The following is a 14,887-nucleotide window of genomic DNA, read 5'->3' as shown; positions in this document are numbered from 1 at the left end:
TCGGCACAGCAAGGAACGGAACTCCCAGTGACGCGAACCATCCTTGACATCCACATCCTTCAGACTGTCCCGCCGAGCAACTTGAACCGCGACGACACCGGCACCCCGAAGTCGGCCACATACGGTGGTGTACGGCGGGCGCGGGTCTCCAGCCAGGCATGGAAGCGCGCCACTCGGGAGGCCTTTCGGGAACTGCTGCCCGCCTCCGAACTGGGAGTACGGACAAAGAAGGTTGCCGAGGCATTGGCCGAGCGCATCATCAAGCTGGACGAGTCATTGACGACCTCCGCCGCGGTCGAGCTGGCAGCCGAAACCATGCGTGCCGCCATGGGCAGCAAAATCGAGGTACCCAAACGGAAGTCGAAGGGCGACCCGGAGCGCGAGGGCGCGCCTGAAAGCGAAGCGGCTCCCGAGGCCGCCTACTTGATGTTCCTGAGCAGAGGGCAACTCGATGTGCTGGCCGCTTTGGCCTTGGAGGGTAGCTCTGGCGGTGAGATCAAGGCGCTGAAGGATTTCCTTAAAATCAAGGAAAACAAGGTCAGAGCCCGACAGGCCGCTGACACCCGGCACTCGGTGGACATCGCGCTCTTCGGCCGTATGGTCGCCGACTCGCCCGACCTCAACGTGGAAGCGGCCACGCAGGTCGCGCACGCGATCAGTGTGCACATGTCGGAGATCGAGTCGGACTACTACACCGCTGTGGACGACCGGAACACCGACGCCGAGTCGGGAGCCGGAATGATCGGCTCGATCGATTTCAATTCCGCGACGCTGTACAGGTACGCCGCCGTGGACGTCGACGAGCTCCACAGAAACCTCGGTGCAGGAATGAATAAGGACCAGTCGCCGACGACGCCCGCGCAGAAGGCGGTGGGCGCTTTCCTCGAAGGTTTCATCACGTCACTGCCGACCGGGAAGATCAACTCGTTCGGCAACCACACGCTGCCGGCCGCCGTGATCGTGAAACTCCGCTCGCGGCGTCCGATCAGCTTTGTCGGCGCCTTCGAGGAGCCGGTGGCAGCGGGCGAGGCAGGCGGCTTCATGCGGAGGAGTTGCGAGCGTCTGGCCAGGTACGTACCCGATCTGGAGAGGCAGTACGGCGTGACGACCGGCGAGCAGAGCTGGGTCGTGCGCGTCGGCGAGGAGACGAAGTCGCTTGAGGAACTGGGCGCCGAGGTGACACTGGCGGAGCTGGTCAAGGACGTGGCGGCCGCCGTCGCCGAGCGGCTGGGGTCCGGCACATGAGCGTGCTCCTGCTACGGCTCGCGGGGCCCCTGCAGTCCTGGGGGTCCGCCGCCCGCTTCGCCCGCCGCAGTACGGAGAACGCGCCGACGAAGAGTGGTGTGATCGGCCTGCTCGCCGCCGCTCTGGGCCGTGGCCGGGAGGCGGACCTCTCGGATCTGGCGGTGCTGAGATTCGGCGTACGGATCGATCAGCCTGGATCGCGACTGCGGGACTTCCAGACCGCGCATCACGCCGACTCGGGGAAGGCCATGCCGCTTTCGGAGCGCTTCTACCTCGCAGACGCGGTGTTCGTCGCGGGTGTGGAGGGCCATGTCCGGCTGCTCCAAGAGTTATATGAGGCGCTGCTCGAACCTCGCTTCCTGCCGTATCTCGGCCGCCGCTCCTGTCCGCCCTCACAGCCGATCACGATGGGGCCACCTCAGGAGGCGTCTTTGGAGGATGCCCTTCGAGACGCGGAATGGCAGGCGTCCGAGTACGCCAGGAGGCGGACCCGCCGGGCCGGGGACGTAGATGCTGCGGCAGCGGCGGAGGCACTGGACCTGTTGATCGACTGCCCACCCCAGGAAGTCCCCGACTTCTCCCTCCGGGACGCACCGCTCACTTTCGACCCACGTCACCGCCAGTACGCGCTGCGTGGTGTCCGCAGCGGACAGACCACGGCTTCGCGCCGTCGTCCGGCACCACCGGCCCACGATCCGACCACCGTATTCACGGATTCCGTGCCGCTTGGTACGGGATCCGCCACCGCCCCTGCACCGCCGGTGGACTGGCACCCGAGGTCCAGCTGATGTACCTGACCCGCTTCCGCATCAACACCGCTCGCTCCGAGGCCCGCCGGCTGCTCGGCTCACCTCATCTGATGCACGGCGCTGTGAACATGTCGTTCCCGGAGCCTCCGCCCCGGGATGGCCACGGTCCCCGGGTCCTGTGGCGCGTCGATAGTGATCGTCCGGCCGACATGAAGCTGTTCATCGTCAGCCCTGCTCGGCCGGACCTCACTCACCTGGTCGAGCAGGCCGGCTGGCCCACTCTGGAGGCGCCCGGCTGGACGACTTTTGCCTACAGCGAGTTCCTCGACGCCCTGGCGGCAGGGGACACCTGGGGATTCCGCCTCACGGCGAACCCGGTGCACAACATCAGCAAACCGACGGACAAACCGGGGGCCCCCACGAGACGAGCCGCGCATCGGACGCCCCGCCACCAACTGCGGTGGTTGCTGGACCGGCAGGAGAAGGCGGGGTTCGCCGTGGTGCAGAAGCCCTCGGAGCGTCGGTTGACCGAATTCGGCGACGAACACGAGTTGGTCTTGCGGGACCAGCTACCTCTCCAGTTCCGTCGACCTCCGGCAGCCCAGTCCAAGCAAGACGTCCGGTTCACGCGGGTCACCTTCGACGGCAGGCTGCGGATTACCGACCCCGTCGTCTTCCGCCGAACCCTCACTCACGGCTTGGGCAAGGCGAAGGCGTATGGCTGCGGCTTGATGACGCTCGCACCAGTGGGTGGATGATGAGCACCGTCAGCCGCCGGGGCGGGTCCTCGCCCGAGCTCGCCCGAGTCGGGGACCGGATTTCCTTCATCTACCTCGAACGGTGCACCGTACACCGCGACGACAACGCGATCACCGCGACGGATGCGGACGGGGTGACCCACATCCCGTCCGCCACCATCGGCACGCTGCTCCTCGGACCAGGCACCCGCGTGACGCAACAGGCCATGGCGGTCCTCGGGGAGAGTGGAGCGGGAGTGGCGTGGGTGGGTGAGCACGGAGTGCGTTTCTACGCCGGCGGACGGGCTCTGACCCGCTCCTCCGGATTGGCCGAAGCACAGGCGACAGCCTGGGCAAACCGGCGCACCCGGCTGGAGGTCGCCCGAGCCATGTACCGTCTGCGCTTTCCCGACGAGGATCCTGCCGGGCGCACCCGCCAAGAGCTCCTGTCCATGGAAGGCCACCGCATCAAGGACTGTTACCGCCGTGAATCGACCCGGACTGGGGTCGCCTGGCGGCGCCGCGAATACCATCGCGACGACTTCTCGGCCGGGGACGCCCCGAACCAGGCCGTTACGGCGGCCGCACAGTGCATGTACGGCATCGTGCATGCGGTCGTCTCGGCACTCGGCTGTTCCCCGGCGCTGGGCTTCGTCCACTCCGGGCACGAGCGGTCCTTTGTCCTGGACGTAGCAGACCTGTACAAGGCCGACGTGGGCATCCCAGCAGCGTTTGACGCGGCAGCCGATGGTTCGGAAGAGGTGGCGTCCCGCACCCGCAGGGCTTTGCGGGACCGCATCACCGAGACCGGCCTGCTGGACCGCTGCGTTCGGGATATCAAGAGTCTGCTCGACTACGAGGAGCCCCATGACACCGTGGCCGGCGAGGATCGCATGACTTTGCAGTCGGACAGCGATATCCGTGTCGAGGGCGGCCGCAACTACGGGGATGTGCCGATCTGGTGACCGTCATCGTCCTTGCCAACTGTCCGGCGGGGCTGCGCGGTTTCCTCACCCGTTGGCTCCTGGAAATCTCCCCGGGCGTCTTCCTGGGCGCTCCGTCGACCCGCGTACGGGAGATCCTGTGGGATGAGGTCCGCCAGTACTCGGGCAAGGGGCGCGCCTTGCTCGTCCACCAGACCGACAACGAACAAGGCTTCACGTTCCACACACACGACCACGCCTGGCACCCCACTGACCACAAAGGCCTGACCCTGATTCACCGCCCGACACCCGGCCCTGCCCAGCCGACCTCAACAGAAAGGGGCTGGAGCAAGGCGTCAAAGCGCCGGCGGTTCGGGGGGCGGTAGTGGATGGGTGGCCAATGGGCGCCCACATCAACCCAGAGGGCAGGAATGGCGGTAATGTCGGAATCAGTGGTAGTGAGTAAAAACTGGCATCTGGCGAGGTAGAGCAGCAGGTCAGCTGCTGTGGTCCCCGCGCATGCGGGGGTGGTCCCCCCGCGCTCTCGCCGGAGAGGTCCCGCTTGGTGTGGTCCCCGCGCATGCGGGGGTGGTCCCGAGCCGCCGCGCGGAAGGACTTCTATGTCGAAGTGGTCCCCGCGCATGCGGGGGTGGTCCCCCGGGGGCGGCACCCTCGTGACCGCATGTTGTGTGGTCCCCGCGCATGCGGGGGTGGTCCCGTCATCCGCACCGCCCGCACCTACGGCCGTGAGTGGTCCCCGCGCATGCGGGGGTGGTCCCCCGGGCTCGGGCTCGGGCTCCGGCTCGGGGTGGTGGTCCCCGCGCATGCGGGGGTGGTCCCTCCCAGTACCGCTGGTACGCCAGGACAGTGCCGTGGTCCCCGCGCATGCGGGGGTGGTCCCATCCGGCTCTCCGACACGGTCACCTGCTGCTCGTGGTCCCCGCGCATGCGGGGGTGGTCCCGACGTCATCGTCGAACTGCACTGACCACCGGGGTGGTCCCCGCGCATGCGGGGGTGGTCCCGCCATCTCCACCCCTCCCTCAGGCCAGGGCCTGTGGTCCCCGCGCATGCGGGGGTGGTCCCGGGTACGGGGCAGGCACTACACCCACCCCCACGTGGTCCCCGCGCATGCGGGGGTGGTCCCGGCGCTGGATGGATACGTGACTGACTGCCTGAGTGGTCCCCGCGCATGCGGGGGTGGTCCTTCGATCTTGGCGGCCACCGTGTTGCTGCGTGAGTGGTCCCCGCGCATGCGGGGTGGTCCCCTCCAGGTGCCCACGCTGGTGACTCAACGGCGGTGGTCCCCGTGCATGCGGGGGTGGTCCCCGGTCGACCGTCGAGCCCCAACTTGCTCATGTGTGGTCCCCGCGCATGCGGGGGTGGTCCCCTTGCCTCACGAGGCTGCGCAGTAGATCCAGGGTGGTCCCCGCGCATGCGGGGGTGGTCCCTCGAAGGCGTCCGCCCGCGTCGCCCCGAAGGAGTGGTCCCCGCGCATGCGGGGGTGGTCCCAACCACGCCCCGATGTGCACCACCCCTCGATAGTGGTCCCCGCGCATGCGGGGGTAGTCCCTTGGCGGTCTCGTCCGCGGTGAGCACGGCCTCGTGGTCCCCGCGCATGCGGGGGTGGTCCCCCGCGTGGTCCGTACCGAGGAGGTCGTCGACGGTGGTCCCCGCGCATGCGGGGGTGGTCGCATCTTGGCGATGTTTTCCCACACGATCACGTCGCCGCCCCTCGCATGCGAGCGTGATCCGTAGGCGGCAAGTTCGGCCTCAGCACTCCTGCCTCTACTCTTGGGGCCGCCAGGTTGCGAATGATCAGCGGTGACGGACGGAGCACGCGGTGACGACGGGGGAAGCGAACGGCGACGAGCTGATAGGCAGGGTGCTCGGGGGGCGTTACCGGGTGACCGCGATGATCGGGCGCGGCGGCATGGGAGTGGTCGCCCGGGCGGTGGACGAGCTGCTGAACCGCGAGGTCGCCGTCAAGGTCCTGCGGGCCTTCACCGACGCCTCCGCACCCGAACTGCTCGATCTGCGGACCCGGATGCAGCGGGAGGCGCAGGCCGCCGCCCGCATCCGGCACACCGGCGTGGTCACCGTGCACGACGTGACCGAGGAGCAGGGCCTGCCGGTCATCGTCATGGAACTCGTCGACGGGCCCTCGCTCGACGACGTGCTGGAGGAACGCGGCGCGCTGGAGCCGCACGAGGCCGCCGCGATCGGCGCCAAGTTGATGGACGCGCTCGACGCCGCGCACCGGGTCGGCGTACTGCACCGGGACGTCAAGCCGGCGAACGTGCTGCTGGAGCACGGCGAGCGAAGCGAGATGGGGGTCCCCCCGGCCGGAGGCTGGGGGAGGGTCGTCCTCACCGATTTCGGCATCGCCAGCATGGAAGCCTCCGGCGACGAGGCCATGACCAAGCTGACCCAGAGCGGTCAACTCGTCGGCTCCCTCGACTATCTGCCGCCGGAGCGCGCGCAAGGCAGGGAGCCCGGCCCCGCGTCGGACATCTGGTCGCTCGGCATGACGCTGTACGCGGCGGTGGAAGGCACGTCACCGTTCCGCCGCACGTCCGTGTGGTCCACCTTGTCGGCGATCGTCACCGAACCCCTGCCGGAGCCCCGGCGAGCGGGACCGCTCACGCCGGTGCTGCGGGCACTGATGGCGAAGGAGCCGGAGCACCGGCCGACCGCCGACCAGGCGCGCGCGATGCTGGAGCAGGTGGCCGCGGGCGGGGTGCCGGACTCCGCGCCGCCGGCCCAGGCCCCCGTCGCGCCGACACCGACGGAGGCCGTCGCCCCGGCGCCGCCGCCCGGGTTCGGTGCCGCGCCGCCGTTCCACCAGCCTTCCCCGCAGCCTCCGCACACCGGCTACCCGCCGCCCGGCCCGCCGTACCCGCCCGTGCAGTCCGGCGCACCGGTCACGGGCCCCGCTCCCGGTGCCGGCAGTGCCGCGGACGGCCGCGGACGGCGCCGCAGCCGCGCCCTCATCGCGGCGGCGGCCGCCCTCGTCGTGCTCGTCGGCGGCGGTGTCACGTACGCCTTGACCGGCACGGACGGCGGCACGGGCGGTGACGAGGCACAGGCGGCGACGCCCGGCGTCAGCTCCCCGGCGGAAGGCGGTCAGCCGGGCGAGGGCGGAACGGCCCCCGGCGGGAACTCCCCCGGCGGCTCGCCTTCCATGAGCTCCTCCGGGAAGCCGTCGGGCGCGCCCTCGGCCTCTTCGACGGCCAAACCGAGCACCACGGCGGGCCCGTCCGGTTCTCCGTCGGCCAAGCCCACGGTGCCCACGACCTGCAGCGGCTGGAACCACCACGACCCGAAGCCCGGCACGTACGGTTACCTGACCGGTGCCCAGCACATACTGAACGGGCCCTACAAAGTCTGCGGCGCCGTGGCCGCGGCCAAGTCCGGCGCGAAGCTCTGGTTCCACTGCTCCATCGAGAACTCCTACGGCCACAAGTGGATTTACGTCCGCATCGACGGGACGAAGAGCGTGGGCTGGATGTCCGCCGACAACATCATCCGCCAGACCGGCCAGCCGGTCCGCTGCTAGCGAATGGGCCTGATCGGCGAGCTCCCTGGACAGCCCCACGTGTCGTCCCGGGCGGTCGGATCGGTGAGCGTCTTCCCGCGCGCTCACGCGCTCACGCGCTCACGGCCGGAGCGTGAGCGTGCCCGTGCCGTCCGGTTCGGCGTCGACGTGGGAGTGAAAGCCGCGGCCGATCCTGTTGAGGACGTTCCGCAGCCACTGCGCGTCCTCGTACGAGGCGTGGCGCAGCCGCATCCGCCGGGCCTGGAAGGGGACGATCCGTACGTCGGCGAGCCTGCCGGTGTCCGGTTCCAGGGAGACGAGGTAGAGCGGCCGCAGGTCGTCCCGGTACTGCTCGAAGCCGGTGATGCCCTCGTAGTCGTCGATGAAGTCGCCGCACCCGTGGAGGACGAGCTTGCCCCGGTACACCTCCAGGGGGCGGGGGTGGTGCGAGGAGTGCCCGTGGACGACGTCCGCGCCGCCGTCGATCAGGGCGTGCCCGAAGGCGACCTGGTCACGGGCCACGTCATAGCCCCAGTTGGAACCCCAGTGGACCGAGGCCACCAGGAGATCACCGGCGCGTTTCAGCTGTCGCAGCCGGCCGGTCGCGGCGGCCGCGGCGGCGGCCGACGGCCTGGGCACGTAGGCGACCCCGCTCCGGTTCTCGGTGGCGGCCCAGGTGTGCGGGACGCCGCTGGTCGACATACCGAAGGAGAGGACGAGGAGCCGGTGGCCCGCGTCGATGGGGACGATCGCGGGCCGCCACGCCGTGTCGGCGTCGCGGCCCGCTCCTGCTGTCCTCAGGCCCCCGCCCGCCAGGGTGTCGAGCGTCTCTTCGAGCCCGCGGTGGCCGAAGTCCAGGACGTGGTTGTTGGCCAGGACGCAGACGTCGGGGCGGGCGGTGGCGAGGCAGGGGAGGTTGGCGGGGTTCATCCGGTAGTGGACTTCCTTGCCGGGGGCGAACTCGTCGTTCCGCGTGACGCCCGTCTCCAGATTGATCACCCGGGCGGTGGGCGCGGCGGCGTCGAGCACCTGGAGGGCGTCGCCCCAGGGCCAGGAGAAGTCGACCGGGCGGGGGATCGGGCCGTGCGCCGCCTCGGCCAGCTCGACGTAGGCCCGGGCGTCCCGTACGTATCGCTCGCGCAGTGCCGGATCACCCGGGTGCGCGAGGATCTGGTCGACGCCGCGGCCGAGCATGACGTCACCGCAGAGGAAGACGGTGACCAGGTCACTGTCCATTCCTCCAGGTTAGGCGCGGAGGGCGCGCACGTGCCCCCGCCGATGCGGAGCTCTCCCGGTCGATAACGAAGCTGCGCATCCGGCTACTCCCCGTTGCGGGTGACGGGCAGACTGTGCACACCGGAATGTTCCTGCCGGTGCAACGGGGGCTCTTTACGCCACACCTGCCGCCCTGGGGGCACAGATCTGTTGACGGCCCCCGGGCGGCTTCGCCCCAACCCCTTACCCGAGCGGTTTGCGCAGCATGATCATGAAGAAGCGGGTCTTGCGGGCGGTGATCTCGCGGGCGGCAGGGAGGCCCGCGAAGAACGTGTCGGTGAACTCCGTGCCGAAGCGCTCGGCGAATTCCTCGCGGCGGTCGTGGAAGACCAGTGCCATCACGTTCATGGTCATCGCGAGGTTCGCCGAGAGGTCCTTCATCTCCAGGACCTCGAAGCCGCTGTCGGAGACCAGCTGGAAGAACTCCGGTACGCGCGGCGGGAGGTTGGACGCCAGCATGCCCTGGAAGACGGCGGTGTCCTCCTCGGTCAGCTCGGCGGTCAGCACCGACTCCAGGACCATGAGGTCACCGCCGGGGCGCAGCACCCGCCACGCCTCCTGGAGCGCCTTGGCGCGGTCCATGTGACAGATGCTCTCCACGGCCCAGGCGCAGTCGAACGACGCGTCCCCGTACGGCATCCGCATGGCGTCGGCGTGCTCGAAGGTGAGGCGGCCGGCCAGGCCGTGGTCGGTGGCGAGCTGGTTGGCGCGGGCGATCTGTTCCTTGCTGATGGAGATGCCGGTGACCGCCACGTCCCGCTGCTGGGCGAGGCGGAGGGCCGAGCGGCCGGTGCCGCAGCCGATGTCGAGGACGTGCCGGCCGGGCTCGGGATCCAGGGTCTCGATGAGGTAGTCGGTGTAGCGGTCCTGGGCGCGCGAGGACAGGTCGACCAGGTCCATGCTCGTGGGGTGTGGCTCGTCCGGCGGGAACCACAGGCCGCAGTGGACGCTCTCGCCGAGGGTCTCGTGGTAGATGTCGCCGAACTCGTCGTACCAGTCACCCACTTCACCGGCGGTGACCTTCAATTCGGGCGTGGGTGCGGATCGCGTGGCTCCCGGCACTGATTCCTGCGGCACGCTGTGCTCCTTCCAGGGCTTCCCGTACGGAGGTGCGCGGCGGGCGCGATCACCGCCCGCCGCGCAGCAGCCTTCAGCAGCCCCGCGGCCGACGGCAAGGCCGCCTGCCCCGGCCCGCGCGCGCCGACGGATCTTTCAGGCCACGGGCCGGCGTGGAGCGTGCGCCTCGACGATCGCGGCGGGGAGGTACTCCGAGCGGACCGGTACGGGCAGGCCCAGCGCGCGGGCACGGCAGGCCAGGGCGAGGACGTCGAGGCCGATCAGCGCGTCCACGCCGTCCGCGCGGTCGCCGACGCTGTAGTGGTCGCGGTGTTCCTCCAGCGCGTCGGCGAGCGCGAGCGCGAAGCCCTCGGCGTCACCGGCGACGAGCTGCGAGAGCAGCACGGCGGGCGGGCACAGGAAGTCACCGCCCCGGCCGAGCAGGCGCGTACGGGCGGCGAGGGCGCGGTCGGTGGCCGGGCGGGCGTCGGCGCCGCGCAGGTGATCGTGGAGGGCCGCGCGGTAGGTCGTCGTGACGCCCGTCCGGTCCTCTCCGGCGAAGGTGGCGGGGTCCACGGCGAGCAGGTGGTCCAGCGCGTCGCGCGCGCCGGCCGCCAGGGCAGCCTCCACGGCCGTGGTCCACTCCGCGGCACGGGCGTCCCGCTGCGGGCCGACGTGCGGCAGTGACAGCGCGACGCCTCCGACGACCACGTCGACGGAGTCCTCGGCCGACGTGGCGGTGGTGGTACGGAAGGCCGCGGCGCCGAGCTCGGCCGCCAGGGTGAGGGCCTCGCGCTGCCGCGGATCGGAGCCGTCCGGGTCGAAGTACGAGCGCCCCTGGAAGCGGAGGGTCTCGTACCGCATCGTGCTCGGCAGCATGCGGGTGGCCAGGTGGAGGTCGGCCTCCGGGTCCGCGAGCTCCGCCAGTTGCTTGGCCGCGATGCGGTCGAAGACCACTTCCTCCGACGGCGGGGTCCAGCCGGCGGGCGGCCGGGCGATGGTCAAGGAGCGGCCGGCCGTCAGCTCGGCGAGGGCGGCGGGGTTCTTGTCCTGGCCGTAGGGGCCGACGCGGGGGCCGGCGGTGCGGCGGCCCGTGACGAGCGTTTCGGGCAGGTAGGCCGACTCGATGCCCGGCTCCCAGCCTTCGCGCCGGGTCGCGAGGGCGGCCAGGGCGATCGCGTCGAGGGGCAGCAGGCTGCGCGGGCTCGCTGTCGGACCGGAGTTGACCTCGCGATGCCGGTCCAGCATCCGGATCAGCCCGTCGCGGAACGCGTCCCGGTCACCGGTGAGGAGGGCCCGTACGGTCGACAGTTCCGCGGTGCGCCATGCGTCGGTGCGTGTGTCTGTGCCTGTGTCTGTGCTCGTGCCTGTGCTCGTGCCTGTGTCTGTGCCCGTCGCTTCCGCGATGAGCGCGTCGAGGCGGGCGGCGGCCTCGGCACGGTTGATCGGCTCGTCGCCGTACCGGTCGTCCTCGTCGTAGTCGTAGCCGCGTACGTACGCGAGCAGCCCGTACGCCAGGCCCGAGGCCGCTCGCTTCCACAGCGGTGCGCCGACGTCCGTGCGCAGGGCCTGCGCGGTCTCGCCGAAGGTCACGGCCTCGGCGTCGTACCGGTCGCAGATGATCGCGAGGTGCAGCGCGCGGAGCCAGTCGGAGGCGCCGAGATCCTGCCGCGGATCGTCGGCGGGTCCGTACGTCAGGCCGAAGTTGACGTAGTCGATGAAGACGTGCACCGACTCCCACTGGTACACGTCGAGAGCGACGACGCCCCGCGCCGCGTCGGCGGCGGCCCGCAGGGCCTCGTGGGCCTCCTTGCTCGGGAGGTCGGGCGCGGCCAGGGACAGCGCGCCGACGTAGTCCAGGAATTCGTCGGCGATCATCTCCCAGCCGAAGGCGTCGCGGCCCTCGCTGTGCTGCATCAGGTCGACCTGGCGGCCGATGCGCGAGGCGAAGTCGTCGACGGCCGCGGTGACCCGCGCGTCGGCCACGGTGTGGCGGGCTATGTGGGTGGTCTGCGTCTGCAAGGTGTGCTCACTCGTCTCGCTGGGCTCGCTGGGCTCGCTGGGCTCGCGCGTTCTACTCGTCCTCGAAGGGTTCGGACGGGTTTCCGTCCGACGGTGGTTCCTCGAAGGGCGCTTCCTCGATGAGCCGTTCCGCGATGTCGTCGGCCCAGTGCTGTGCCCAGCGGCGGAGTTCGGCCCGCTCGGCGCGGTCGAGCCCGTAGGCGGCGAGTGCCCTGTCATCGAGCCACTCGGCCGCCGTCAGCCGCGCCTGGAGGTCGGAGAGGTCGAGCACGCCGTCGCGCGCGTGGCGGCGGCCGAGCTCCTCCAGCTCGGTGTGCGACCAGCGGGTGGAGGCGGCCCGGACGTCGACGAGGTGCCGGGCGAGCCCGAGGTCCGCGAGGGCGCGCACCTCCAGGCCGACGACGTCCTCGACGGCGGGTACGAGCCCGTACGCGCTGTCCGCCGGGGGCCGCCACAGGGTCTCCTTGCGGAGGTCGACGGTGTGGCTCTCCCGGGAGCCGGGGTCGGTCACGGTGAGCCGTGCCGCGAGCGGATCGACCGGGCCCGGTTCGACGCGCCAGCCACGCTCCTCCAGGCCGGTGCGGAGGGCGGTCGCGAGGTCCGGCATGGGGGTGGGGGTGTCGGTGACGAATTCGAGGCCGGTGAGGCGCGGGTCGGCAGCTTCCGGGGCGGTGGTCGCCGGGCGGGCGGCGTCGGGGTAAGCGGCGTCGGCGTAGGCGGCGTCGGCGTAGGCGGCGTCGGCGTAGGCGGCGTCGGCGTAGGCGGCGTCGGCGTAGGCGGCTCCTGGATGGGCGGCCTCCGCGTCGGCGGCAGGGCCGTGGCCGACCAGCCCGTGGGCGCGTACGGCATAGGCGCCGGCGAGCAGGAGCGGGTACGGCGCACCGATGGCGAGCACGTCGGGCAGCAGCCGTCGATGCGGCCCTTCCGGGAGGGGCGCGGGCATGTCGGGCAGCATGATCGCGATTATGGCCGAAGCGGGCTCTTTGTCGCGGACGCTCGCCAGCTCCTGCCGCGTCGCGGGTGTCGGCCTCCGGGGTGTGCGAGGGCTCATCCCTGCTGCTGCGGAGGCTGGGCCTGCTCCTGCGGAGACTCGCCTCTGCTCCTGCGGGCGCGGCCCTGCTCCTGCGGAGGCTCGTTCCTGCTCCTGCGGAAGCCGGCCCTACTCCTGCGCAGGCTCGCCCTACTCCTGCGGAGGCTCGCCCTCGATGAGCTCGGTGACCCGCAGGAGCTCCGGCCGGATCTCCTCGGCCTCCGCCGCGTCGGTCGCGGCCAGGCGCCGCCACGCGGCATGGGCGTTGCGCAGTGTGCGCCGGGTCTCCGCGAGGGGCGCCCGCGCGGTGTCACGGCGCTCGGCCGTCCGCAGGTGGAGCCGGGTGGCCGCCGCCCAGTCGTCCTGAAGCAGCAGCGACAGCCAGGCGCGGGTGCCGAGGGCGCCGATGGTGTGCGGGTGCAGCGGCCCGTACTCCCTGTCGACGGCCGCCTCCAGCTCCTTCGCGGCGACCCCGGCGGCGGCGAGATCCCCGGCCAGCTCGGCGGCGACGATGCGGGCGAAGCGGGGGGCGTGGTGCGCGGGCAGGGCGGACTGCCAGCCGGCGGGAGGTTGGGGGGCGGGGGCGGGCTGTGGCGGTACGGGGGGCTGTGCGGGAGCGGCGGCGCGTACGGGCGTGGGGGCGGGAGCCGGGGTGGGAGCGGGCCGTACCGGCTCGGCCACCGGGGCCGGCGCAGGTCGTACCGGCGCAGGCAGCGGCACGGGGTGCGGCGCCGACAGCGGCGTCACCGCCCCGTCGTGGTCGACGATCAGCGGCCAGACGGTCCCGTCCGGCTCCTTGGCGTTGATGCGTATGGGATGGCCGCGCAGGGCCGCCCGGACGCGTATGTCCGCCAGCGCCGACGTCCGCGCGTCCTGGCCGGGCAGCGGTTCGACCGGCTCGCCCTCGATCGTCGCTTGCCCCGCTGTGCTGATCACGATGGTGTAGACGGGTGTCAGGGGGACCGAGTCGAGGTCCGTCACAACAGGCATGGTCAATCCTTACTTACTGCCGCTGCCAGCAGGCCGACGGGGCCACGGCAGGCACATGCCGTGGCCCCGGGGTAATGATGACCCGGATCACCCGCCCTTGGGGTAGTAGGGGGGCGACCAGCCCAGATACTCCGCGCCCCACTTGGACTCGATGTCGGTCGCGGGCACGATCGATATCTCGCCGGGAGTCACGATGTCGTTGGACGCGACCTTGCCGTCGCCGACGTAGATGGCGACGTGACCGGCCCGGTGGTGGGTGTCCCAGAACATGAGCGCGCCCGGGGGCGGGTTGCGGTCACCATCGTGACGCATCTCCTTCGGCATCACGTCCTTGTAGTGGTCGATGGCGTACGGGGTACCGGAGGAGTTCCAGCCGTAGGCGATCGACGTGAAGGCCAGGCACTTCTGGTACCAGTCCGCGCGGTGGCTGTCGGCCTCGGCCTTCGCCCACTTGATCGCGTCTTCCGTCGAGCGGCGGTTCTTGACCTTGTCGGGCCAGTTCGCCTTGCCGTCGTGGAAGGGCTCACCGGGCTTGCCGGGGTTGTTGCTGCCCGACGTGTTGCAACCTTCCGGCTTCTTCTTGTCGGGGTTCTCGCCGTCCTTGTTGCCGCCGTTCGAGCCGCCGTTGGTGCCGCCCTTCCTGCCCGGCTGGTCGGGGTGGTTCTCCCCCGAGCGCTCAAGGTCGATGCCCGCTTCCTTGGCGATGCTCCGCGCCTGGGCCTCCTTGGGCCCGTAGGCGTCGGGAAAGCCGGAGCGCTGTACCTTCTGGGCGGCGTCGTTGAGCGACATGCTTTCCCAGGCGACGTCTTCCAGCCCCGGCGGGTCGCCGCTGTCGCCGCCGAAGAGGAACATGTGCGCCGCGTACTTCGGGTCCGTGATCTGTTCCCTGGTGCCCCACCCGGAGGTCGGGCGCTGCTGGAAGATGCCGAGCGAGTCCCTGTCGCCGTAGTTGATGTTCGACAGCTGCGACTCCGCGAGCCCCGTCATCAGGGCGATGAGCGTCGCCTTCCCCGGCAGCTTGCCGTCCTTGGCCACCCCATCGATGATCTTCGCGTTCTCGATCTGCTCCTCGCGCAGCTTCTTGCTCGCGCCGCCCGTGGTGTCGCCGGTCTGCCCGTTACCGGAAGGACCGTCGTTCCCGGGTGAGCCGGGCTTGGAGCAGCCGGCGGCGACGGCCGAAGGGCCGCCGCCGATTCCGGCCAGCATTCCCACGATCATCAGGAGCCCCATGAGTATGCCCATGGCGGGTATCCCGACCTTGAACGCGAGTCCCCGGCGCAGCCCACCCGAGGCCAGGGCGAGGGCCTGACGTGCAACCACTCGC

At 70.9% G+C, this 14,887-nt stretch carries 12 protein-coding genes and 1 CRISPR repeat array; of the genes, 6 read left to right on the top strand and 6 right to left on the bottom strand.

The annotated features are described in order from the left end of the window. Positions 1-27 precede the first annotated feature (27 nt). The 6 genes from cas7e to J7E86_RS10790 all read left to right on the top strand — a co-directional run bounded on the left by cas7e (position 28) and on the right by J7E86_RS10790 (position 7,211). Positions 28-1,245 (top strand): type I-E CRISPR-associated protein Cas7/Cse4/CasC, encoded by a 1,218-nt coding sequence (gene cas7e, locus J7E86_RS10815; RefSeq protein WP_215081360.1) that lies wholly within the window; start codon positions 28-30, stop codon positions 1,243-1,245. After that, entirely contained in the window at positions 1,242-2,033 is a 792-nt protein-coding gene (gene cas5e / locus J7E86_RS10810; RefSeq protein ID WP_215081359.1) for a type I-E CRISPR-associated protein Cas5/CasD, read from the top strand. The genes cas7e and cas5e overlap by 4 nt, the downstream gene beginning before the upstream one ends. Then, complete coding sequence (cas6e, locus tag J7E86_RS10805) at positions 2,033-2,752, top strand: type I-E CRISPR-associated protein Cas6/Cse3/CasE (RefSeq protein WP_215081358.1); 720 nt, start codon at positions 2,033-2,035, stop codon at positions 2,750-2,752. Before cas5e ends, cas6e begins: the two co-directional genes overlap by 1 nt. Then, positions 2,752-3,696 (top strand): type I-E CRISPR-associated endonuclease Cas1e, encoded by a 945-nt coding sequence (gene cas1e, locus J7E86_RS10800; RefSeq protein WP_215081396.1) that lies wholly within the window; start codon positions 2,752-2,754, stop codon positions 3,694-3,696. The genes cas6e and cas1e overlap by 1 nt, the downstream gene beginning before the upstream one ends. Further along, complete coding sequence (cas2e, locus tag J7E86_RS10795; protein ID WP_215081357.1) at positions 3,693-4,040, top strand: type I-E CRISPR-associated endoribonuclease Cas2e; 348 nt, start codon at positions 3,693-3,695, stop codon at positions 4,038-4,040. The genes cas1e and cas2e overlap by 4 nt, the downstream gene beginning before the upstream one ends. Before the next feature lie 120 nt (positions 4,041-4,160). Next, a CRISPR array of direct repeats spans positions 4,161-5,347; the repeat unit is 29 nt; unit sequence GTGGTCCCCGCGCATGCGGGGGTGGTCCC. Between the two features lie 148 nt (positions 5,348-5,495). After that, positions 5,496-7,211, top strand: coding sequence for a serine/threonine-protein kinase (locus J7E86_RS10790; RefSeq protein WP_308312548.1), 1,716 nt, complete (start codon positions 5,496-5,498; stop codon positions 7,209-7,211). Positions 7,212-7,310: 99 nt separating this feature from the next. On the opposite strand, the gene J7E86_RS10785 is transcribed toward J7E86_RS10790, so the two are convergent. The 6 genes from J7E86_RS10785 to J7E86_RS10760 form a co-directional block, all read right to left on the bottom strand. Continuing rightward, positions 7,311-8,426: a CapA family protein gene (locus J7E86_RS10785; RefSeq protein ID WP_215081356.1), complete on the bottom strand. Its 1,116-nt coding sequence runs from the start codon at positions 8,424-8,426 to the stop codon at positions 7,311-7,313. Positions 8,427-8,648: 222 nt separating this feature from the next. Then, positions 8,649-9,542 carry a methyltransferase domain-containing protein gene (locus tag J7E86_RS10780; protein WP_308312547.1) on the bottom strand — a complete coding sequence of 298 codons (894 nt, stop codon included), beginning with the start codon at positions 9,540-9,542 and terminating at the stop codon, positions 8,649-8,651. A gap of 135 nt (positions 9,543-9,677) precedes the next feature. Continuing rightward, entirely contained in the window at positions 9,678-11,543 is a 1,866-nt protein-coding gene (locus J7E86_RS10775) for an immunity 49 family protein (protein ID WP_215081355.1), read from the bottom strand. A 52-nt stretch (positions 11,544-11,595) separates the two neighbouring features. Then, entirely contained in the window at positions 11,596-12,498 is a 903-nt protein-coding gene (locus tag J7E86_RS10770) for a hypothetical protein (protein WP_215081401.1), read from the bottom strand. A 225-nt stretch (positions 12,499-12,723) separates the two neighbouring features. After that, positions 12,724-13,563, bottom strand: coding sequence for a hypothetical protein (locus J7E86_RS10765; RefSeq protein WP_215081354.1), 840 nt, complete (start codon positions 13,561-13,563; stop codon positions 12,724-12,726). An 87-nt stretch (positions 13,564-13,650) separates the two neighbouring features. Continuing rightward, positions 13,651-14,883 carry a peptidase M23 gene (locus J7E86_RS10760; RefSeq protein WP_215081353.1) on the bottom strand — a complete coding sequence of 411 codons (1,233 nt, stop codon included), beginning with the start codon at positions 14,881-14,883 and terminating at the stop codon, positions 13,651-13,653. Positions 14,884-14,887 lie beyond the last annotated feature (4 nt).

It is taken from the genome of Streptomyces sp. ISL-11 (genome assembly GCF_018614525.1).
Taxonomy (GTDB): Bacteria; Actinomycetota; Actinomycetes; order Streptomycetales; family Streptomycetaceae; genus Streptomyces.
This window is presented reverse-complemented; position numbering and strand designations above follow the sequence as displayed.